At 68.3% G+C, this 21986-nt stretch carries 19 protein-coding genes; all 19 read left to right on the top strand.

Annotated elements, in window-relative coordinates:
* Positions 1-137: 137 nt before the first annotated feature.
* Positions 138-2720: a 2-oxoglutarate dehydrogenase E1 component gene (locus BLV92_RS30400; RefSeq protein ID WP_090552847.1), complete on the top strand. Its 2583-nt coding sequence runs from the start codon at positions 138-140 to the stop codon at positions 2718-2720.
* 263 nt (positions 2721-2983) lie between these two features.
* Complete coding sequence (locus BLV92_RS30395; protein WP_167627170.1) at positions 2984-5248, top strand: copper-transporting P-type ATPase; 2265 nt, start codon at positions 2984-2986, stop codon at positions 5246-5248.
* A 427-nt stretch (positions 5249-5675) separates the two neighbouring features.
* The gene (locus tag BLV92_RS30390; protein WP_090552844.1) at positions 5676-7082 is read left to right on the top strand and encodes an MFS transporter; all 1407 of its coding nucleotides are present in this window, start codon (positions 5676-5678) and stop codon (positions 7080-7082) included.
* Between the two features lie 65 nt (positions 7083-7147).
* Positions 7148-7960, top strand: coding sequence for an N-acyl homoserine lactonase family protein (locus tag BLV92_RS30385; RefSeq protein WP_090552842.1), 813 nt, complete (start codon positions 7148-7150; stop codon positions 7958-7960).
* The gene (locus BLV92_RS30380) at positions 7961-8758 is read left to right on the top strand and encodes an SDR family oxidoreductase (RefSeq protein WP_090552841.1); all 798 of its coding nucleotides are present in this window, start codon (positions 7961-7963) and stop codon (positions 8756-8758) included.
* 34 nt (positions 8759-8792) lie between these two features.
* A complete protein-coding gene (locus BLV92_RS30375; protein ID WP_090553191.1) occupies positions 8793-10151 on the top strand; it encodes an MmgE/PrpD family protein in 1359 nt (452 codons plus the stop codon).
* A gap of 38 nt (positions 10152-10189) precedes the next feature.
* Positions 10190-11113, top strand: a complete 924-nt coding sequence (locus tag BLV92_RS30370) for an NAD(P)-dependent oxidoreductase (RefSeq protein WP_090553189.1) — start codon at positions 10190-10192, stop codon at positions 11111-11113.
* 35 nt (positions 11114-11148) lie between these two features.
* Positions 11149-11475, top strand: a complete 327-nt coding sequence (locus tag BLV92_RS30365) for an NIPSNAP family protein (RefSeq protein WP_090552839.1) — start codon at positions 11149-11151, stop codon at positions 11473-11475.
* A gap of 12 nt (positions 11476-11487) precedes the next feature.
* Positions 11488-12375: an NAD(P)-dependent oxidoreductase gene (locus BLV92_RS30360; RefSeq protein WP_090552838.1), complete on the top strand. Its 888-nt coding sequence runs from the start codon at positions 11488-11490 to the stop codon at positions 12373-12375.
* Between the two features lie 26 nt (positions 12376-12401).
* Positions 12402-13832 carry an aldehyde dehydrogenase family protein gene (locus BLV92_RS30355; RefSeq protein WP_090552837.1) on the top strand — a complete coding sequence of 477 codons (1431 nt, stop codon included), beginning with the start codon at positions 12402-12404 and terminating at the stop codon, positions 13830-13832.
* 123 nt (positions 13833-13955) lie between these two features.
* Positions 13956-14351, top strand: a complete 396-nt coding sequence (locus BLV92_RS30350; RefSeq protein WP_090552835.1) for a carboxymuconolactone decarboxylase family protein — start codon at positions 13956-13958, stop codon at positions 14349-14351.
* 107 nt (positions 14352-14458) lie between these two features.
* Positions 14459-15808 (top strand): MFS transporter, encoded by a 1350-nt coding sequence (locus BLV92_RS30345; RefSeq protein ID WP_090552834.1) that lies wholly within the window; start codon positions 14459-14461, stop codon positions 15806-15808.
* A 28-nt stretch (positions 15809-15836) separates the two neighbouring features.
* The gene (locus BLV92_RS30340) at positions 15837-16754 is read left to right on the top strand and encodes an NAD(P)-dependent oxidoreductase (protein WP_090552832.1); all 918 of its coding nucleotides are present in this window, start codon (positions 15837-15839) and stop codon (positions 16752-16754) included.
* Positions 16751-17146, top strand: coding sequence for a cupin domain-containing protein (locus BLV92_RS30335; protein WP_090552830.1), 396 nt, complete (start codon positions 16751-16753; stop codon positions 17144-17146). The genes BLV92_RS30340 and BLV92_RS30335 overlap by 4 nt, the downstream gene beginning before the upstream one ends.
* A gap of 75 nt (positions 17147-17221) precedes the next feature.
* The gene (locus BLV92_RS30330) at positions 17222-18010 is read left to right on the top strand and encodes a carboxymuconolactone decarboxylase family protein (protein WP_090553188.1); all 789 of its coding nucleotides are present in this window, start codon (positions 17222-17224) and stop codon (positions 18008-18010) included.
* Positions 18011-18017: 7 nt separating this feature from the next.
* Complete coding sequence (locus BLV92_RS30325) at positions 18018-18215, top strand: hypothetical protein (RefSeq protein ID WP_090552828.1); 198 nt, start codon at positions 18018-18020, stop codon at positions 18213-18215.
* Between the two features lie 11 nt (positions 18216-18226).
* Positions 18227-19006, top strand: coding sequence for a 2,3-bisphosphoglycerate-dependent phosphoglycerate mutase (locus BLV92_RS30320; RefSeq protein WP_090552827.1), 780 nt, complete (start codon positions 18227-18229; stop codon positions 19004-19006).
* A gap of 32 nt (positions 19007-19038) precedes the next feature.
* Positions 19039-19725, top strand: coding sequence for a GntR family transcriptional regulator (locus BLV92_RS30315; RefSeq protein WP_090552825.1), 687 nt, complete (start codon positions 19039-19041; stop codon positions 19723-19725).
* Between the two features lie 655 nt (positions 19726-20380).
* The gene (locus tag BLV92_RS30310) at positions 20381-21910 is read left to right on the top strand and encodes a methyl-accepting chemotaxis protein (protein ID WP_090552824.1); all 1530 of its coding nucleotides are present in this window, start codon (positions 20381-20383) and stop codon (positions 21908-21910) included.
* Positions 21911-21986: the final 76 nt, after the last annotated feature.

The following is a 21986-nucleotide window of genomic DNA, read 5'->3' as shown; positions in this document are numbered from 1 at the left end:
GTCCGGCGTCGCCGCACGATCGACCGGTCGGCCTTCGACTCATGGGCCGGTCGCGTCGATCGCGGCGGCGTCGGGCATAACCGCCGCGACGGACACCGGGATCCGACTAACGGTTTCTCTCCAGGTATCGCGCCATCATGTCCGACCTCTACCCCGAGCATGTCGCCGTTCCAGGTTTTTCGTTCGAGTCGTTCACGCAGCAACCCTCGGCCGTCGATACGACGGCCTCCCCGATGCAGATCGCGCGCTTCGTCGAGGCGTATCGCCGCCACGGTTATCGCGTCGCGCGGCTCGATCCGCTCGGGCTCGCGCCGCTGCCCGTCGTGCCGGAGCTTGCGCCGCGTTTCCATGGGCTCGATTCCGCGCAGTTGCGCATGCCCGACCAGGCGTTTCCGGCTGCGGTCACTGTCGCCGAATTAGAGCGGCAGTTGCGGCGCGTGTATTGCGGCGCGATCGGCCTCGACTGCGGCGGCATCCGCAGCGAGGCGCGGCGGCGCTGGCTGTTCGCGCGGATGGAGGCGGACCTGTTCGCGCCGCCGCCGACGCTCGCGCAACGCGGCGCGCTGCTGCGCCGGCTCGCCGCCGCCGAGATGTGGGAAGAGCATGTGGCGGATCGTTTCCCGCACGCGAAGCGGTTTTCGCTCGAAGGCTGCGAGAGCCTGATCCCGCTGCTCGACGCGGCGATTCACGAAGCCGCGCGGCGCGGCCTGCATCGGGTGTTTCTCGGGATGCCGCATCGCGGACGCCTGAACGCGCTCGTCAACGTGATGGACTTTCCGGCCGCGAAAATGCTCGCGTGCCTCGATCCGGAATCCGACGAAGCGGCCGCGCTGACCGACCTGCCGTATCACCTCGGCGGCACCGCGCGCACGCATACTCCGCACGGCGACGTGTCGGTGGTCCTCGCGCACAACCCGTCGCATCTGCAAAGCGTGTATCCGGTCGTGACCGGCATGGCGCGCGCGTGGCAGGACGAGCATCCGGACGCGGGCTGCGTGCCGGTCGTCGTGCACGGCGACGCGGCGTTCGCGGGCCAGGGCATCGTCGCGGAAACGCTGAACATGACGCGCCGTCCCGGCTACACGCCCGGCGGCACGATCCACGTGATCGTCAACAACCAGATCGGCTTCACGACGCCGAACCCAATGGACGTGTGCCAGCACGCGTACTGCACGGACATCGCGCGCTCGGTGGACGCGCCGGTCATCCACGTGAACGCCGACCATCCGGAGGACGTGGTGCGCGCGGTCGCGATCGCGTTCGACTACCGCGCGGTCCACGGTTCGGACATCGTGATCGACCTGCTGGGCTATCGCCGGCTCGGGCATTCGGAGCACGACATTCCGGCCGTCACGCAGCCGCTGCTGCAGGCGGCGATCGCCGCGCATCCGCGCGTCACCGAGCGCTATCACAAGGCGATCGACGCGCTCGTCCCGCTCGCGCAGGTGCGGAGCGCCGTGCTGCGCGAGATGCTGGAGCGGCCCGCCGGAGACAGCGCGTTCCCGGTCGCCGGCATCGACTGGCCGGCGTCGAAACCGGCTGGACAGCCGCTGTCGCTCGCGCGTCTCGAAGCATTGACGGCCGCGCTCACGCGGGTGCCGGCGAACTTCGAACTGCACGCGTTCGTGCGCGACGTGCTCGCGAAGTGGCAGTCCGCCGTTGCCGATGCGGACCACCCGGTGGACTGGTGCCAGGCCGAGAGCCTCGCGTATGCGACGCTGCTCGAAGAGGGCCACGGCGTGCGCATCTCGGGGATGGACGTCGGGCGCGGCACCTTCATGCACCGGCACGCGGTATGGCATGCGCAGTCCGCGCGTGACGGCGACGCCGATCATCATGTGCCGCTCAAGCACGTCGCTGAAAGACAAGGCGCGTTCGACATCGTGAACTCGCCGCTGACCGAGGAGGCGGTGCTCGGTTTCGAGTACGGCTACAGCGTGTCGTCGAAACGGCGGCTCACGATCTGGGAGGCGCAATTCGGCGATTTCGTCAACGGCGCGCAGGTGTTCATCGACCAGTACCTCGCGCCGGGCGAATACAAGTGGGGTTATCAGTCGGGCTTGACGGTGCTGCTGCCGCACGGTCACGAAGGCGTCGGTCCCGAGCATTCGAACGGTTTTCTCGGGCGTTTCCTGCAACTGTGCGCGGACGACAACCTGCGCGTCGCCGTTCCTTCGACGTCCGCGCAATGGTTCTATCTGCTGCGCGAGCAGGCGCTGTCGGCGCAGCCCAAACCGCTCGTCGTGATGTCGCCGAAATCGCAGTTGTACGGCAACGGGGCGTCGCATTCGCCGTTGCACGAACTGGCGGGCGGCGCGTTTGCGCCGGTGCTCGGCGACGCCGACGCGCCGGCCCGGGCGGTGACGCGCGCGGTGCTGTGCAGCGGCAAGCTCTATTACGAGCTGCTGAAGGCGCGCAACGACGCCCACGACGAAACCATTGCGCTGATCCGCGTCGAGCAGTTGTATCCGTTTCCGCACGATGCGCTGGAGCGGGCGCTCGCGCGTTATCCGAACCTGGCCGAAGTCGTATGGGCGCAGGAGGAGGATGCGAACCAGGGCGCATGGCGGTCGGTGCGTGACGCGCTCGAAAGCGTCGTGGCGGACGGCCTGCGGCTGACCAGCGTATGCCGGACCGCGACGCCGTCGGGCGCGCATGCGTCGGTCCGCACGCATCGCGACGAGCAGCGGCGGATCGTCGGGCAGGCGCTCGGGTTGTAGCAGCGGGCAGTCCGCGCGGCAGCCCTTCGGCGCCGCGTGAAGACGGACACGACTGTCGTGGGGGCGGTCCTGTCCGTCGCGCGGGCGAAACGGCCGCGAGGCCGACGTTCGCGCCGAGCGGCCTGCTTCCTTCCGCTCACGGCCGCCTTAGCCTACGATCCAGAGGCAGGCGCCCGGCTTGAGTCAGGTCAAACGCAACGGTGCCGCGACCGATACAGTCAGCGATACACGGCTGTATCCGCTTCGACCCACCGGTGCCCATGATGCCTCACTCCCATCCCGCCTCGCACGGCAGCGCCGCCCACGGAACAGGCATCGACGGAACGGCGGCGCATCCCGCTTCAACGGGTACGTCGAACGACGCGGACCCGCGCCGCGCCGGCGTGATCTACACCTGTCCGATGCATCCGCAGATACGCGCGTTTGCGCCCGGCGCATGCCCGATCTGCGGGATGGCGCTGGAACCGCTCGCGCCGGCGGCGACCGTGGAGCGCAACGTCGAACTGGAGTCGATGACCCGGCGCTTCTGGGTCGGGCTTGCGTTGTCGGCGCCGCTGCTGTTCATCACGATGGGCGGGATGATCCTGCCGTTCGACGTCGGCGCGGCGCTGGACGGCCTGTTCCCCGCCGCGCCGCCGTGGAGCGGCGCGTCGTGGTCCGCCTGCATTCAGGCCGTGCTCGCGACGCCGGTCGTGCTGTGGGGCGGCTGGCCGTTCCTCGTGCGCGGCGCGAAGTCGTTCGTCACGCGGCAACTGAACATGTTCAGCCTCGTCGCGCTCGGCATCGCGGCCGCGTATCTGTTCAGTGCGTTCGCGCTGTTGTTCCCCGCCGCGCTGCCCGACGCGTTCCGGCACGGTCACGAACTGCCGCTGTACTTCGAGGCCGCGGCGGTGATCGTGACGCTGGTGCTGCTCGGCCAGGTGCTGGAGCTGCGCGCGCGCTCGCGCACGTCGGATGCGATCCGCGACCTGCTGCGGCTCGCGCCGCATACGGCGATCCGCGTGCGGCCGGACGGCAGCGAGGACGAAGTGCCGCTCGACTCGGTTGCGGTCGGCGACACGCTGCGCGTGAAGCCGGGGTCGAAGGTGCCGGTCGATGGAATCGTCGTCGACGGGCGCTCCAGCGTGGACGAGTCGATGATTACCGGCGAGCCGATCCCGGCGGAAAAGATCGCCGGCAGCCCGGTGACCGGCGCGACGGTGAACCAGACCGGCACGTTCCTGATGCGCGCGGAAAAGGTCGGCGCGGACACGCTGCTCGCGCGCATCGTGCAGATGGTCGCGGAAGCGGGCCGTTCGCGCGCGCCGATCCAGAAGCTGGCCGACCGGGTGTCCGGCTGGTTCGTGCTCGCGGTCATCGGAATCGCGGTGATCGCGTTCGCCGCGTGGGCCGTCGCCGGTCCCGCGCCGGCGCTCGCGAACGCGCTGGTCGTCGCGATCAGCGTGCTCATCATCGCGTGTCCGTGCGCGCTCGGGCTCGCGACGCCGGTGTCGATCATCGTCGGCGTCGGGCGCGGCGCGCAGGCCGGCGTGCTGATCAAGGACGCCGAGGCGCTCGAACTGATGGAGAAGGTCGATACGGTCGTCGTCGACAAGACCGGCACGCTGACGCTCGGCCGGCCGCGCGTGCAGAAGGTCGTCGCGTTGCAGGCCGGCCAGGAGCCGGCGATCGTCGGCCTCGCCGCGAGCCTCGAAGGCGCGAGCGAGCATCCGCTCGCGCAGGCGATCACCAGTCATGCGAAGGAAATGGGCGCGGCCGTTGCGCCGGTCGAACGGTTCGACTCCGTGCCGGGCCAGGGCGTGACCGGCGCGATCGGCGGCCGGGCGGTGTCGCTCGGCAACGCGCGGATGATGGCCGGCATCGGGGTCGATTGCGCGCCGGTGGAGCGCGCGGCGGACGAACTGCGCGCGGCGGGGCAGACGGTCATGTACGTCGCGATCGACGGCGCGCTGGCGGGCTACATCGGCGTCGCGGACCCGGTGAAGGACACGACGCCCGACGCGGTGCGCCAGTTGAAGGCGTCCGGCGTGCGCATCGTGATGCTGACCGGCGACAACGCGGTGACCGCGCACGCGGTTGCGCAGGCGCTGGCGCTCGACGGCGTCGAGGCGGGCGTGCTGCCCGAGGACAAGTACCGGCACGTGCTGGCGTTGCAGAAGCAGGGGCGCGTGGTCGCGATGGCCGGCGACGGCGTGAACGACGCGCCCGCGCTCGCGCAGGCCAACGTCGGAATCGCGATGGGCACCGGCACCGACGTCGCGATGAACAGCGCGCGGATCGTGCTCGTGAAGGGCGACCTGCGCGGCATCGCGCGGGCGCGCGCGCTCAGCGTGGCGACGATGACGAACATCCGGCAGAACCTGTTCTTCGCGTTCGCGTACAACGCGATCGGGATACCGGTGGCGGCCGGCGTGCTGTATCCATGGCTCGGCGTCCTGCTCAGTCCGGTCATCGCGAGCGCCGCGATGGCGCTCAGTTCGGTGTCGGTGATCGGCAACGCGCTGCGGTTGCGGACCGTGAGGACGTGAGCGCGGGGCCGTCGGCGCGGGTCGTTGGCCCGCACGATGCCGCCGGCCGCCGAGGTTCCGCGCCGCTGCGTTTTTTCCGGCCGTCTGCTTCGAACTGACGGCCGTTTTTCTTCCTGGCTGAATCGTTCGCGATACCGACTACTTTCGCTGCGCGGCAACAAGCGTTGATTGCCGGCATGCTATCGCGGACAGCCGCCGCCGAGCCCGCATTTCTCCCGCCTTCCGATCACCTGACGGCCGTCGATGCACCGCGGTCATGTTGCGTCGCGGCGACCCCTTCGACGCCTGCCTGCCGCTCGTTATCTTCGCGATTTATCTTCTTGACGGATTGTATGACAAGAATATAATCGCTCCCGTGCCTGGCGCTGGGGACCCGCTCTCCCCATCCGCGCGGCGCTATCAAGACAACGAACTGGAGACAAGCAACATGCACGCTGATGCAAGCATCGGAGCACGCCTCGACAGACTGCCGCTCTCCGGATTCCATTGGCGGCTGCTGGGCCTGATCGCGGCGGGCATGTACTTCGATTCGTTCGATATCTACATCGCCGGCACCGTGCTCGCCGCGATGATCCACAGCGGCGAATCCACGCTCAGCCAGAACGCGATGTTCGTGTCGGTCACGTTCATCGGCATGATGACGGGCGCATGGCTGTCCGGCTGGCTCGGCGACCGCTTCGGCCGCCGCTTCTGCTACCAGTTCAACCTCGGCATCTACGGCTTCGCGTCGATTGCCGGCGCGCTCGCGCCGTCGATCGACTGGCTGATCTTCTTCCGCCTCGTGATGGGGATCGGCATGGGCGCGGAAATCGTCGTCGGTTACGGCACGCTCAGCGAATTCATCCCGGCGTCGTGGCGCGGGCGCTTCGGCACCGTGCTGAACCTCATCATCAACACGTCGCTGTTCCTGTCGACGTTCCTCGGCTGGCTGATCGTGCCGCAATACGGCTGGCGCTGGATGTTCGCGATCGCGGGCTGCGGCGCGCTGTTCGTCTGGTTCCTGCGCAAGTCGATGCCCGAGTCGCCGCGCTGGCTCGCGGAGCACGGCCGCGGCGAAGAGGCGCTGCGGATCGTCGAGCGCATCGAGACCGAATGCGGGACGACTCCGGCGCAAGCGGCGACGCCCGCGCCGGCCCCGATCGCGGCCGGCAGCGAAGGCCGGATGGCCGACCTGTTCTCGCGCCGGCTGCTCGCGCGCACCATCACCGCCGTCGTCGTGCTCGTCGCGCTGTTCGTCGTGAACTATGCGTTCGTGAGCTGGATCCCGACGTTCCTCGTCAAGCAGGGGCATAGCGTGTCCAGCTCGCTCGGCCTGACCGCCGTGATGTTCGCGGGCGGCCCGGTCGGCTCGCTGGTCGCGTTTTTCCTCGCCGAGCGGCTGGGCCGGAAATGGGGCATCGTACTGTTTTCGCTGGTGTGCGCGGGGTTCGGCGTCGCGTATCCGTTCGCGCAGTCGGCCACTGCGATCGCGGCGCTCGGCTTCGCGATCACCGCATGCATCTACGTGCTGTCGTCGTTCAGCGTCGCGACCTACGTGCCGGAACTGTTCCCGACCGGACTGCGGCTGCGCGGCTCGGGCCTCGCGAACACGGTGGGCCGCGGCGTCAGCATCTTCGTGCCGTTCGCGGTGGCGGGCGCGTTCACCCGCTTCGGCATCGCCGGGGTGCTGACGCTGATCGTCGGCACGCTGCTGGCGCAGGCGCTGATCGTCGGCCTGCTCGGCACCGAAACGCGCCGCCGCTCGCTGGAGTCGATCGCGGCGGACATCGCCGGCACGGACGGCGCGCAGAAGGAAGGCGGCGCGGGCGACGCGGCGGCAGCCGTCGTCGAATGACGCGCCGATCTCTCGCGGCATGGCGGCATCGCAGTACAGATCAACAACGAAAGGACAGACGAGACATGGAATCACCGATCGAGAACTACCGTATCTACGCGATCAAGTACGCGCATTTCGAACGCCGCTCCGGCGACAACTTCATCGGCGGCGATTCCCACGACGTGCCGATGCCGCTCGACTATTTCGTGTGGGCGGTGGTCGGTGAATCGCGGACGTTCCTCGTCGATACCGGCTTCGACCAGCCGATGGCCGACAAGCGCGGCCGCACGATCACGACCCCGGTCGAGCACGGCCTGGCGAAGCTCGGCATTCGCGCCGACGCGGTCGAGGACATCGTCATCACGCACATGCACTACGACCACGCGGGCAATGCCGCGCTGTTTCCGCGCGCGCGCTACCACCTGCAGGACCGGGAGATGGCGTACTGCACGGGCCGCTGCATGTGTCACCACGCGCTTAGCCATCCGTTCGAGCCGGAGGACGTGAAGTCGATGGTCGGGCGGCTGTTCGCCGGCCGCGTGCAGTTCCACGACGGCGCGTCGGAACTTGCGCCGGGCCTGAGCGTGCACTGGGTCGGCGGCCACACGAACGGCCTGCAGGTCGTGCGCGTGCACACGGCGCGCGGCTGGGTCGTGCTCGCCTCCGACGCGTCGCACTTCTACGCGAACATGCAGGACCACCGGCCGTTTCCGGTCGTCTACAACGTCGGCGACATGATCGAGGGTTACGAGACCGCGCACCGCCTCGCCAGTTCGCCGGACCACGTGATTCCGGGCCACGATCCCGCGGTGCTCACGCGTTATCCCGCGCACGACGCCGAGACCGAAGGCTGGATCGTGCGGCTCGATCTCGAACCCCGCGCGGCGGAGCAATAAATGACGCAACCGGACAGGCTCCGCGGCAAGGGCGCGCTCGTCACCGGCTCGTCGAACGGCCTTGGGCTGGCGATCGCGAAGGCGCTCGCGGCGGCGGGCTGCGATATCGTGCTGCACGGCCTCGAAGCGCCGGAGGACGTCGCGCCGACGGCGGCCGGCCTCGCGGCGGAATTCGGCGTCGAAGTCGGTTACGTGCACGCGGATCTCGCGAGCGCGGCGGGTGTCGATGCGCTGCTCGACGCGGCACAAGGGCAGCTTCGCACGCTCGACGTGCTCGTGAACAACGCGGTGGTGCGCCACTTCGCGCCGCTCGACGCGTTCCCGCTCGACCGCTGGAACGACGCGCTCGCGGTGAACGTGACGGCGGCGTTCCGCGCGATCCAGCGCGCGCTGCCCGGCATGCGCGAGCGCGGCTTCGGCCGCATCCTGAACATGACGTCCGTGTACGGCACGCGCGCGGTCGCGAACCGCGTCGATTACGTGACGACGAAAACCGCGCTGCTCGGGCTCACGCGCTCGGTCGCGATCGAGACGGTCGGGCAGGGCATCACGTGCAACGCGCTGTGTCCGGGTTCGGTGCTGACGCCGAACATCGACGGGCGCATCCACGAACTGATGGACGCGCGCGGGCTCGATCGCGGCGACGCGGTGCGCGAGTTCCTGAAGGGCAAGCAGCCGGGCGGCGAGCTGATCGACGCCGCGCACGTCGGCGAACTGGCCGCGTTCCTGTGCGGGCCGGCCGGCAGCCAGATCACCGGCGCGCTGATGCCGATCGAAGGAGGCTGGCTTGCAGGCTGACACCAACACGACCACGAACGCGAACGCGAACGCCATGCGGCCGTCGCACGAAGGCGCGGTGACGCGCGCGCTGGCCGGTTTCGTCGGCGCGTTGCGGTGGTCCGATATTCCGCCCGACGTGCGCCACGAAGCGAAACGCTCGCTCGTCAACTACTTCGCGGTGGCGCTCGCGGGCGCGCACGATCCGACGATCGAAAAAGCAGTCGGCGTGTACGGGCGTTTTCGCGCGAACGAACGCGCGACGATCGTCGGCCGCAACGAGCGGATGGACATGCTGAACGCGGCCGCGCTGAACGCGATGAGCGCGAACGTGTTCGACTTCGACGACACGCACATCCCGACCATCATCCACCCGACCGCGCCGATCGCCGCCGCGCTGTTCGCGCTCGCGGAGTGCCGGCCGATGACCGGCGAGGCGCTGCTGCTCGCGTTCGTCGCGGGCGTCGAGGTCGCATGCCGGATCGGCAACGCGGTGTCGCCGGAGCACTATCAGCGCGGCTGGCACATCACGTCGACGTGCTGCGTGTTCGGCGCGGCGGCGGCCGTCGCGCACGCGCTCGGGCTCGATGCGACGCGGACCGCATGGGCGCTCGGTCATGCGTCGGGGCAGGCGGGCGGCCTCGTCGAAACGCTCGGCACGATGTCGAAGAGCGTCAGCGTCGGCAACGCGGCGCGCAACGGGCTGCTGTCCGCGCTGCTCGCGGACGAAGGGCTCGCCGGACCGGATGCGCCGCTCGAAGGCGCGCGCGGTTTTCTGAAGGTGGTCTGCACGCAGCCGGACACGAGCCGCATTACCGAAGGGCTCGGGCGCGAATGGGCGCTGCTGTCGAACACGTACAAGCCGTATCCGTGCGGCGTGGTGCTCAATCCGGTGATCGACGCGTGCCTCGACCTGCGCCGCGACGCGCGCTGGACGCTGGACGACATCGAGTCCGTCGAGCTGCTCGGCCATCCGCTGCTGCGCGAGCGCACCGACCGTCCCGGCGTGCGCACCGGCCGCGAATCGCAGGTCAGCGCGCAGCATGCGGTCGCGGTGACGCTTGCGCGCGGCAAGGCCGGGCTCGCGGAATTCAGCGACGCCGCGGTGGCCGAACCGGCGTTGCGCGCGTTCGGCAGCCGGCTGCGCTTCATCGACGATCCGTCGTGGCCGGTCGAGGCCGCGCAGGTGACGCTGGCGCTGCGCTCCGGCGAGCGCATCGCGCATCGGGTGCTGGCCGCGCGCGGCAGCCTCGCCGCGCCGCTTGCTGACGTGGAACTCGTGGACAAGCTCCGGCAACTGGCCGCGTTCGGCGGCTCCGGCGTCGCGCCGCAGCCGGTCGCGGACCTGCTCTGGAAGCTCGACACCGCGCCCGATGCGGCCGCGCCGATGCGCGCGGCGCACGCGGCCCGCTGACACAACGGTTATTCACATTTCACAGAACGAGGATGGACATGACGAATGGTCCGGCAACAGACGAGCGCAAGCAGGGGCGGCTCGGCTTCGTGGGCGTCGGCACGATGGGCCGCCCGATGGCGCGGCGGCTGATCGAGGCGGGGCACGACCTGATCGTGTACGACCGCGATGACGCGGCCGTCGCGGAACTCGCCGGGCTCGGCGCGCACGCGGCGCAGTCGGTGCGCGAGGTCGCGGACACGGCGCGCATCGTGTTCACGAGCCTGCCGACGCCCGCGATTTTCCGCCAGGTGGCGATCGGCGACGGCGGCCTCGCGGGCGGCAGCGCGCTGAAGATCCTGGTCGACCTGTCGACGGTCGGCTCGCGGGTCGAGAAGGAAGTCGCGCAGGGGCTGCTCGCGCACGGCGTTGAAACGGTCGATGCGCCGGTCAGCGGCGGCGCGGCGGGCGCGCGCAAGGGCACGCTCGCGATCATGGCGGCCGGCGCGCCGGCGGCGCTCGACGAGGTGCGCGCGCTGTTCGACGTGCTCGGCAAGGTGTTCGTTGTCGGCGGCGTGCCGGGGCAGGGCCAGTTGCTGAAGCTGCTGAACAACATGCTGTCCACGACCGCGTTCGCGATCACGTCGGAGGCGTACGTCGCCGGCATTCACGGCGGCCTCGACCCCGAGGTGATGATGGCGGTCATCAACGCGGGCAGCGGCAAGAACGGCGCGACGCTGGACAAGTTCCCGAAGCACGTGCTGCCCGCCACGTTCGACTTCGGCTTCCCGGTCGGCAGCGTGTGCAAGGACATCGGCCTCGCGGTCGAGGAATGCCAGGCGCTCGGCGTGCCGATGTGGGTCGGCAGCGCCGCGCGCCAGATCTGGAATTACGCGGCGATGCAGGACGGCGCCGCGCGCGACATGACGGAACTCGTCCGGTACGTCGAACGCTGGTCGTCCGCCGACGGCCTCGACGATTGAACGGCGCCTGACGCCACATCACATGGAGAAACAAGATGATCGTTGAAATGCGGATCTATCACTGCGCGCCCACGCGCCTGCCCGCGCTGCTTGAGCGCTTCTCGACCACGACGCTCGGCTTCTTCGAGAAGTACGGCATCCGCCAGATCGGCTTCTGGACCACGCTGATCGGGCCGGACAATCACGCGCTCACGTATCTGCTGGAGTGGGAAAGCCTGGCCGAGCGCGAGCAGAAGTGGAACGCGTTCCAGGCCGACCCGGACTGGATCGCGAAGCGCAGCGCGACCGAGGCGGAACGGCCGATCGTCGAGCGCATCGAAAACCAGTTTCTGACGCCGACCGCGTTTTCGGCGCTGCGCTAGGAGGCGGACATCATGAGTCAACCGAAACGTATCGGCTTCATCGGCCTCGGCATGATGGGCGCGCCGATGGTGCAATGCCTCGCGAACGCGGGCTTCGAACTGTTCATCGACGACGCCGACGCGGCGCGCGCCGAAGCGGTCGCCGCGCAGACCGGCGCGCAACGCTTGAGCCACGACAACGCCGGCTCGCTCGACGCGCTCATCACGATGCTGCCGAACTCGGCGATCGTCGAGCGCGTGCTGCTGGGCAGCGGCGCGGACGGCTGGGTCAGCCGCCTGCCGGCCGGCGCGGTCGTGATCGACATGAGTTCGTCCGAGCCGGAACGCTCGCGCAAGCTCGGCGCGGTGGTCGAGGAGCGCGGCCTCGCGTATCTGGACGCGCCCGTGTCGGGCGGCGTGAAGAAGGCGAAGGACGGCACGCTCGCGATTCTCGTCGGCGGCCGCGAGGACGTGTTCGCGCGCTGCCGGCCGGTGCTGGAGGCGATGGGCAAGAGCCTGCTGCACATCGGCGGCGCGGGCGCGGGACACGCGGCGAAGGCGCTGAACAACTACGTGTCGGCGGCCGGCCTCGCGGCGACCGTCGAGGCGCTGCACGTCGCGGAACGCTTCGGCATCGAGCCGGGCGTGATGACCGACGTGCTGAACGCGTCGTCGGGCCGCAGCAACACGTCGGAGAACAAGGTCAAGCAGTTCATGCTGAGCGGCACGTTCGGGTCCGGCTTCGCGCTGCAACTGATGACCAAGGACCTGAAGATCGCGCGCGCGCTCGCGGAGTCGGTCGGTTATCCGATGACGCTCGGCCAGACCTGCGTCGCGATGTGGGACGAAGCCGCGCAGCGTTCGACGCCCGCGACCGACCACACCGAAATGTACCGGCTGCTGCCCGGCACCGGGTCGTGAACCCGCCCCCGTCATCCGGAGTATTCATGTCACACACTGCACAGTTCTACATCGACGGACGCTGGGTCGAACCGGCGTCGCCCCGCTGGTTCGACGTCATCGATCCGGCCACCGAAACGCCGTTCGAGCGGCTCGCGCTCGGCAACGCCGACGACGTGGACCGCGCCGTCGCGGCGGCGCGGCGCGCGTTCGAATCGTGGTCCGCGACCAGCGTCGCGGAGCGCGTCGCGCTGCTCAAGCGCGTGTTGCGGGTCTACGAGCGCCGCTACGACGAGTTCGCGGAGCTGATGCGCCGCGAGATGGGCGCGCCGATCACGTTCGCGCGCAACGGTCAGGCCGCGCGCGGCACCGCGCATCTGAACGCGCTGATCGAGGTGCTGGAAAACTTCGCATTCGAGGAGCAGCGCGGCAGCACGCGGGTCGTGCTCGAAGCGATCGGCGTATGCGGCCTCATCACGCCGTGGAACTGGCCGGTCAACCAGATCGTCGTGAAGATCGCGCCCGCGCTCGCGGCCGGCTGCACGATGGTGCTGAAGCCGAGCGAGTATTCGCCGCTCAGCACGCTGCTGTTTGCCGAAGTGCTCGACGAAGCGGGCGTGCCGGCCGGCGTGTTCAATCTCGTGAACGGCGACGGCCCCGGCGTCGGCGAGGCGATCGCGACGCATCCGGACATCGACATGGTGTCGTTCACCGGCTCGACCCGCGCGGGCGTGCTGGTCGCGCAGGCGGCCGCGCCGACCGTGAAGCGCGTCGCGCAGGAACTCGGCGGCAAGTCCGCGAACATCCTGCTCGACGACGTGGACCTGGAAGCGGCGGTGACGCGCGGCGTCGCCGCGTGCTTCACGAACTCCGGCCAGTCGTGCTCGATCCCGACGCGGATGCTGGTGCCGCGCCATTTGATGGCCGACGCCGCGCAGATCGCGAAACGCGCGGCCGAAACGTACCGCGTCGGCCCGACCGACGACCCGGCGACGCAGCTCGGCCCGCTCGTGAACCGCAGCCAGTTCGAGCGCGTGCAGATGCTGATCCAGAAGGGCATCGACGAAGGCGCGCGGCTCGTGACCGGCGGCACGGGACGGCCGGCCGGCCTCGACACCGGTTATTACGCGAAGCCGACGGTGTTCGCGGACGTGACGCCCGACATGACGATCGCGCGCGAGGAAATCTTCGGGCCGGTGCTGTCGATGCTGGCCTACGACACCGACGCGGATGCGATCGCGATCGCGAACGGCACCGACTACGGCCTCGCGGCCTACGTGCAGTCCGGCGATCTCGACCGCGCGCGCAAGGTGGGCCGCGCGTTGCGCGCGGGCGGCGTGCATCTGAACTACCCGCCGGCGGACTTCCACGCGCCGTTCGGCGGCTACAAGCGTTCGGGCAACGGCCGCGAATGGGGCGAAGCCGGGCTGCGCGAGTATCTGGAAACGAAGGCGCTGGTGGGTTACGGCGACGCGTGAGCCGCGTCGCCGGGCCGCGAGGCCAAAAAAAATTTTGCTCGAATTCATTGTATGACAAGCATTCAATCAGGCTGTCATGCAATGGCAATGCTGAATGAAACCGGACACCGGGAGGATCGCAAGATGGACACGAACGAACGTTTCGACAAGGGCTTCGAGAACCGCAAGGAAGTGCTCGGCGCGGCGCACGTGGAGAAGTCGTGGGCGAATGCCGACGACTTCAACCGGCCGATGCAGAAGTTCGTCACCGAAAGCTGCTGGGGCGACATCTGGGGCGACAAGACGCTGCCGTTCAAGACCCGCAGCCTGTTGAACCTCGGCATGCTGACCGCGATGAGCCAGCACCACGAACTGTCGGTGCACGTGCGCGGCGCACTGCGCAACGGCGTGACGAAGGACGAGATCCGCGCGGTGCTGATGCAGGCCGCGATCTATTGCGGCGTGCCGCTCGCGCTCGCGGCGTTCCGCGTCGCGACGGAGACGATCAAGGCCTACGAGGCGGAGACTTCGGCAACCTGAACCACGGCGGCGGCCGGGCGGGGCGCGCGTGAGTGCGCCGCGCCGCCGGCCGCGCGGGGAACAAACCGGCGCCGCGAAGCGCGGACAATGAACTGGAGACAACAACGATGAAGACCCTAACTGCGAACGAAGCCGTGCAGTCGGACGGCGGGCAGTCGATCGAAACGAGGCGACGCAACGCGATCAAAGGCGCGTTCTTTTCCGAATTCATCGACATGTTCGATATCTATCTGCCGGTGGTCGTGCTTTCGCCGGTGCTGGCCTTTTTTCAGCCGCCGCATCTGTCGAGCGGCATGGAGACGATCCTCGCGTCGCTGGTCTTCATCACGACGCTGCTCGGGCGGCCCGTCGGCGCGTTGCTGTTCGGCATGATCGCGGACCGCGTCGGACGCCGCAACGCGTCGATCTGGTCGGTGTCGGGTTTCGGCGTCGTCACGCTGCTGATCGCGGTGCTGCCGGGCTACCAGAGCATCGGCATCGCGTCGTACTGGCTGCTGGTGCTGCTGCGGTTCGTCGACGGCATCTTTCTCGGCGGCGGCTATACCGGCGCGATGCCGCTCGCGATCGAGTATTCGAAGAAGGAGCAGCGCGGTTTCGTCGGCGGTTTCATCATCGCGGGTTTTCCGCTCGCTTACGTGACGATCAACCTCGTCGCGATGGTGATGTTCGCGCTGTTCCCGATGAGCGGCCTGAACTCGCCGTATGCGCAGTGGGGCTGGCGCGTGCCGTTCGTGATCGGCGCGGTGCTCGCCGGCATCCTCGCGCTGTACTACGTGCACAAGGTCGCGGAATCGGAGATCTGGCAGAGCGAGGCGGGCGACAAGCCGGCGCAGGCGGAGAAGCTGCCGCTGACCGATCTGCTGCGCGGCAAGAGCGGACGCAACCTGCTGCAGGTGCTGGTGATGATGACGGGCTTCTGGCTCACGCAGAACATCATCACGATCTACCTGCCGACCGGGCTGCTCGTGAAGACGCTGCACCTCACCGGTTTCCAGATGACGCTCACGCTGATGATTACCTACTGCGTGCTGTTCTTCAGCTACATCGCGTCGGGGCTGATCGCGCAGCGCATCGGACGGCGGCGCTTCTTCGCGATCGTCGGCCCGCTGATCGCGACCGTCGGCTCGGTGCTGCTGTACGTGCTCGCCACGGTGCAGGGACTGACGCTGACGACGATCATCGTGTTGACCTGCGTGCTCGCGGTGCTCGTCACGTCGCCGTGGGGCGTGATCGTCACGTACATCAACGAACGCTTCGTCACCGACGTGCGCGCGACCGGCTTCGGCGTCGGCTTCAGCCTGTCCGTCATCATCCCGTCGTTTTACGCGTTCTACATGAACTGGCTGGGCGCGTTCATGCCGCTGCAGATCACGTCGGTCGTGCTGCTGTCGGTGGGCGGCGTGATCGGCGCAGTCGGCGCGCTGATGGGACCGGAAACGAAGGACGTCGATTTTTGATTCACTATCTGCACAGGAAACACGAGAGATGAACAAGGAACGGATCGGATTCATCGGCCTCGGCAACATGGGCGGCCGGATGACCCGGCGGCTCGTCGATGCCGGCATCGCCGTGCTCGGCTACGACGCCACGCCGGAACGGGTCGCGGCGGCCGGCGCGCAGGCTGCCGGCTCGGTCGCGGAGGTCGTGCAGTTCGCTGACGTCGTGATGATGTCGCTGCCGGACAGCAAGGTCGTCGAGGCGGTCGTCGAGGGCGAGGGCGGCGTGCTCGCACACTGCCGCGCCGGACAGATCGTGGTCGACCTGAGCACGGCGGCGGCCAGCTCGACGATACGGCTCGCGCAACTGTTCGCGCAGCGCGGCGTGCAGTACGTGGACGCCGGCATCTCCGGCGGCGCGGCCGCGGCGGAGAAGGGGTCGCTCACGCTGATGGTCGGCGGCGACGCGGAAGCGGTCGCGTCGCTCAAATGGGCGTTCGCGCCGATCAGCACGAAGGTCGCGTACATGGGCGTAAGCGGCGCGGGCCACACGACGAAGCTCTTGAACAACTTCCTGAACGCGGTGAGCCTCGCGGCCAGCGCCGAGGTGATGGTCGCGGGCAAGAAGGCGGGCCTCGACCTGCATCTGCTGCTCGACGTGCTGAACAGCAGCAGCGGCGTGAACTTCGCGACGCTGAACCGCTTCCCGAAGATCGTCGACGGCGATTATCTGGAAGGCGGCCTCACGGGCAAGCTGATGACGAAGGACGTCGTGCTGTACGTGGACCGCGTGCGCGAACTCGGCGTGGTGTCGCTGAACGCGTCCGGGCCGCTCGCGAGCTTCGGGCTCGGCACGGCGCTCGGTTACGGCGACGTAATCAGCAACCGGGTGGTGGACGCGATCGGCGACGTGTCGGGCGGCGTCCGGCTCTTTGATGGAAAACGTAACGAGGAGAAGCAGCAATGAAGGTATTTCACGGCAGGGCCGACGGCGGCCATTCGGAACAGCGCGGTGAGACGTTCACGGGAACGGTGTACGCCGACCCGGTGATGCCGGCGACCAGCGGCGTGACGATCAACACGGTGTTTTTCGCGCCGCAGGGCCGGACCTACTGGCACACGCACGAGCTGGGCCAGGTGTTGCAGGTGACGGCGGGCAAGGGCTGGATCTGCGTCGAAGGCGAGGCGCCGCAGGAGATCCGCCAGGGCGACATCGTGTTCATCGGGCCGAACGAGCGCCACTGGCACGGCGCGAGCGACGCGAGCTACATGGTGCACATCGCGACCTCGCTCGGCAAGGCGACGTGGCAGGAAGAAGTCGCCGAGGCGGACTATCCGAAGGGGCTCACGCTGCGTTGAGCGCGCGTTGACCTTTCGTTGACGAACGAGGCGCGCGCTTCGTTCGTCGCCATCATCATCAGGAGGAACGGCTCGATGCATCTCGCAGAGCAACCGGCGCAGCCGCGCGATCCGCAGCAGATCAAGGACGATTTCGTGCGGGTGCACGGCGTCTGGAACGCGGCGTGGGACAGCATGCTGCGGCTCGACGCAGGTTTCGTCGACGCGTATCTGCAGTTTTCGGCGGTGCCGCAGCGGCATCGCCATCTCGACGACAAGGTCCGCGAGTTCATCGCGCTTGCCGCGGACGCATGCGCGACGCAGCTTTACGCGCCGGGCGTCGCGCATCATCTGGAACGCGCGCTCGCGTTCGGCGCGACGCGCGAGGAACTGATGGAAGTGCTCGAACTGGTGAGCACGATCGGCATTCATACCAGCAACGTCGGCGTGCCGGTGCTGCTCGAAGTCCTTCAGGAAGAGGGCTTGCGCGATGGTTCCGCGACGCTCGACGAACGGCAGCTCGCGCTGAAGGCGGCGTTCGAGAAGAATCGCGGCTACTGGCACGCGACATGGGAAGGGCTGCTCGAACTCGATCCCGATCTGTTCGAGGCGTACGTCGCGTTTTCGTCGGTGCCGTGGCGCACCGGCGTGCTGAGTCCGAAGGTCAAGGAGTTCATGTACTGCGCGTTCGACGCGTCGTCGACGCACCTGTACGTGCCGGGGCTGAAGCTGCACATGCGCAACGCGCTGCGCTACGGCGCGACGGCCGGCGAGTTGATGGAACTGCTGGAGATCGTCAGCACGACCGGCATTCACGGCGCGGAACTCGGCGCGCCGCTGCTCGACGCGGCGCTCGCGAACGCGCGCGGCGCGGCCGGGGCCTGAGGTTCCGATGCGACGCGAGCGCACCGAGCCGCAGCGCGACGGCGAGCGCGAGCGCGCGCGGATTGTCGGGGCCGTGGCCGCGCGCGGAACGGACGCGGCGGACTCGACGTTCCGCGCGCTACAGGCGTTGCCGCTCGCGCGGCTCGCCTCCAGCGGAGACGAACATGCGCCGGTCCGCACCGTCGCGATCCTCGGCTACAACTAGCGGGGCCGCCCATGGATGATCGCGCCACGCTCGTCGTGCTGCGCCACGGCCAGTCGGAGTGGAATCGCGCGAACCGCTTCACCGGCTGGGTGGACGTGCCGCTGTCCGCGCATGGCGTCGAGCAGGCGCAGCACATCGGCGAGCAACTCGATGCGCTGTCGTTCCGGTTCGATCTCGCGGTCACGTCGGCGCTCCAGCGCGCGACGCGCACGCTCGATCTGATCGTCGCGCGCTGCGGCGTCCCGCAGCGTCCTGTCGTGCGGTCGTGGCGACTGAACGACCGCCACTACGGCGTGCTGACCGGCATGGACAAGGACGAGGCCGCGGCGTCGTACGGCGTCGAGCAGGTTCGCGTATGGCGGCGCGGTTTCGCGGAAGCGCCGCCGCCGCTCGACGACGCGCGCCAACGCGAGATCGTCGCCAGGTTTGCCGCGCGATTTGCCGATGCGTCGCTGCCCGATCCGGACGCGCTGCCGCGCACCGAAAGCCTGCGGGACACGCTCGCGCGCGTGCTGCCGCTGTGGGACGGCACCGTCGCGCCCGCGCTGCGCGGCGGCGGATCGGTGCTGATGGTCGCGCACGGCAATGCGCTGCGGGCGCTGTTCAAGCATCTGGACGGGATCGACGACGCGCGGATCGCGTCGCTGGAAGTCGCGCACGCGGAGCCGCTGGTGCTGCGTTTCGACGATTCATTGCGGATCGTTTCGCGCGCCGGGCTCGGCGCATTCGCGCAGACGCAACGGATTCCGCTGCATCGGGCCACTGAAGCGGGCAGTAGTGAAGTATCATAGCGACTGTATTTTTGTCGGACGGGAAGACAATAATGTCGGCTGATATCGAGTTGGTCCGGCCTGAGACGCTGCGGCACCAGGTCGAGAACGTGCTTCGCCAGGCGATCATGAGCGGCCGTTTCGCGCCGGGCGCGCGGCTGATCGAGCGCGAACTGTGCGAGACGCTGGGCGTGAGCCGCACCTCCGTGCGCGAGGCGCTGCGCAAGCTCGAAGCCGAAAAGCTCGTGCGCAACGTGCCGCACAAGGGGCCGGTGGTCGCGGTGATGTCGCGCGAGGAGGCGGCCGAACTCTACGCGCTGCGCGCGCTGCTCGAAGGTTTCGCGGCGCACGAATTCGCGCGGCTCGCGAGCGACGCGGCGATCGCCCAGTTCGGCGAGGCCGCGAAGGCGCTGCGCGTGCAGGCGACCGCGCAGGACCAGGCGGGCGTGCTGAAGGCCAAGACGGCGCTATACGACGTGCTGCTGGACAACTGCGGCAACGGACTCGTGAAGGAGATCCTGACGAGCCTGTATTCGCGCGTGAACCTGCTGCGCGCGACGTCGCTGATGCACCCCGACCGGCTGCCGAGCAGCCTGCGCGAAATCGACAAGCTCTACAAGGCGCTGAAGGCGCGCGACGGCGACGAAGCGCAGGCGCTCGCGCGCCAGCACGTGCTGAACGCCGAGAAGGCGGCGATGCGGATGCTGGAGGAGCAGGGCGAGGCGGAGGTCGCTTCGTAACGTTGGGGTTGCCGTTGTTTTCATCGCCCGCTCCCGGTAGCGGGCGTTGCGGTGTCTGCGGTGGTGGTCGTGCCGGCACTGCGCTTCTTTTTGCCACGGCTCAATGGCCGTGGTTCCTCCGGATTCTCCGCTCTCTATAGACGGTTTTTTGCCGTCTTTCTCCATTTCCTTCTCTTTTGCGGCATAGAAAATCAGGATTGCATCGTTTCGATATCGGATGATTTTGCTTTCCTGATTAATTAACGAAAACGACGGATCAATTTAATGAATTCGTCAGATAAAGAAACCGGATTGAATGGTTTCGAATCTGCGCAGGCCCGCCGTTTTAGTTCGTCGTAAATGCCATACAACGACCCGGGTAAAATTGCCGGCGCCTGACCGGATATGGTATCGTTACCATCAGTCCGTCAATAAAATTGTTAAACCCAGCCGGTGCGTTGCCGCATCGGTGCTTCAGGCATAAGAACCAGCGAATCCGGGAGACCTCTTGAATATCCGTTTCGACGCTCGACGCCGGGCCCGCGATGTCGCGCCCCGGCCGATGCCTTGCGCGCGTTTTCGGCCGCGTTTATCGCACCGCCGGAAATCGGTTTTTATCTCCGGCCGGCAGGCGGCGATCTTCTTTTAAATAAACGAATAAAAGTCCGGGGGATATATGAAGGTTTCGACACGGCTCGCGATCCTGACGATGGTCGCGCTTCTTGCGCTCGTCGTGGTCGGCGCGGGCAGTCTTTACAGCGTGCGCGAGGCGATGCTCGAACAGAAGCGCGAGCAGGTCACGAACCTGCTGCGGATGGCCGAGCATCTCGCCACCTATTTCCACGGCGAGGAAGTCGCCGGCAGGATGACCACCGAACAGGCGCAGACGGCGACGCGGCTCGCGCTGAACCAGTTGAACTACGCCGACACGAGCTTCTTCTGGGTGCGCCGGCCGAACGGCCTGACGCTCGTGCACCGCGATCCGTCCGTGATCGGCCGCATCAACATGGGCAAGGCGCCGGACGGGCGGCCCGACGGCGAGCTATACCGCGAGATGCTCGACCGCGAGCACACGCCGGTGATGCTGGTGCTCGCGAAGCATCCGACGACCGGCAAGATGATCGACAAGATGAACGGCCTCGTCGAATTCAAGCCGTGGGACTGGTGGATCGGCACCGGGTTTTTCCTCGACGACGTCAGCGCCGCGTTCTGGAGCATCGGCTGGCTGCTGATCGGCCTGATCGTCGTCGCGACGGCCGGCATCGCGCTGGTCGCGTGGCAGATCATCCGCAGGTTGACCGGCACGCTCGGCGGCGAACCCGCGTATGCGGGCGAGGTGATGCACCGGATGGCGGCGGGCGACCTCGGCGTGCCGATCGCACTGAAGCCCGGCGACGACAGCAGCCTGCTCGCGTCGGTCGCGCGGATGCGCCAGGGGTTGACCGACATGATCGCGCGGGTGCGGTCCGGCTCCGACGCGGTGACGGTCGGCACCACGCAGATCGCGGCCGGCAATACCGACCTGTCGTCGCGCACCGAGGAGCAGGCCGCGTCGTTGCAGCAGACCGCCGCGAGCATGGAGGAACTGACCGCCGCGGTGAAGCAGAACTCGGAGCACGCGCATCACGCGAGCAGCCTCGCGCACGACGCGACCGCGGTCGCCGCCGAAGGCAGGACGATCGTCGGCGAGGTGGTCGCGACGATGGCGGGCATCGCGGAAAGCTCGGGGAAGATGGCCGAGATCATCGGCATCATCGAGGGCATCGCGTTCCAGACCAACATTCTCGCGCTCAATGCGGCGGTCGAGGCCGCGCGCGCGGGCGAGCAGGGCCGCGGGTTCGCGGTGGTCGCGAGCGAGGTGCGCAACCTGGCGCAACGCTCGTCGACGGCCGCGAAGGAAATCAAGGCGCTGATCGAGACGTCGGACGGCCGCGTGCAGTCGGGCTCGGAGCTTGTCGCGCGCGCGGGCGACACGATGGACAAGGTCGGCGCGGCGATCCAGCGCGTGAACGACATCATGGGCGAGATCGCGTCCGCGTCGCACGAGCAGAGCCGCGGCATCGAGCAGGTCAACCAGGCGGTGATGCAGATGGACGAGGTCACGCAGCAGAACGCGGCGCTCGTCGAGGAAGCGGCGGCCGCGGCAAATTCGCTGAACGATCAGGCAGAGCAGTTGCGCACGGCGGTGGCGGTGTTTCGGGTGTAGGCCGTAGTCCGCAGCGGGTCTGCGGATGCGTGGCGGGGCGGGGCTGCGCCGGGTCCGGGCAAGCCGGTCTCACCCG

It is taken from the genome of Paraburkholderia caballeronis (assembly GCF_900104845.1).
GTDB lineage: Bacteria > Pseudomonadota > Gammaproteobacteria > Burkholderiales > Burkholderiaceae > Paraburkholderia > Paraburkholderia caballeronis.
The sequence above is the reverse complement of the archived record's forward strand: the minus strand, read 5'-3'. Positions and strand labels throughout refer to the sequence as shown.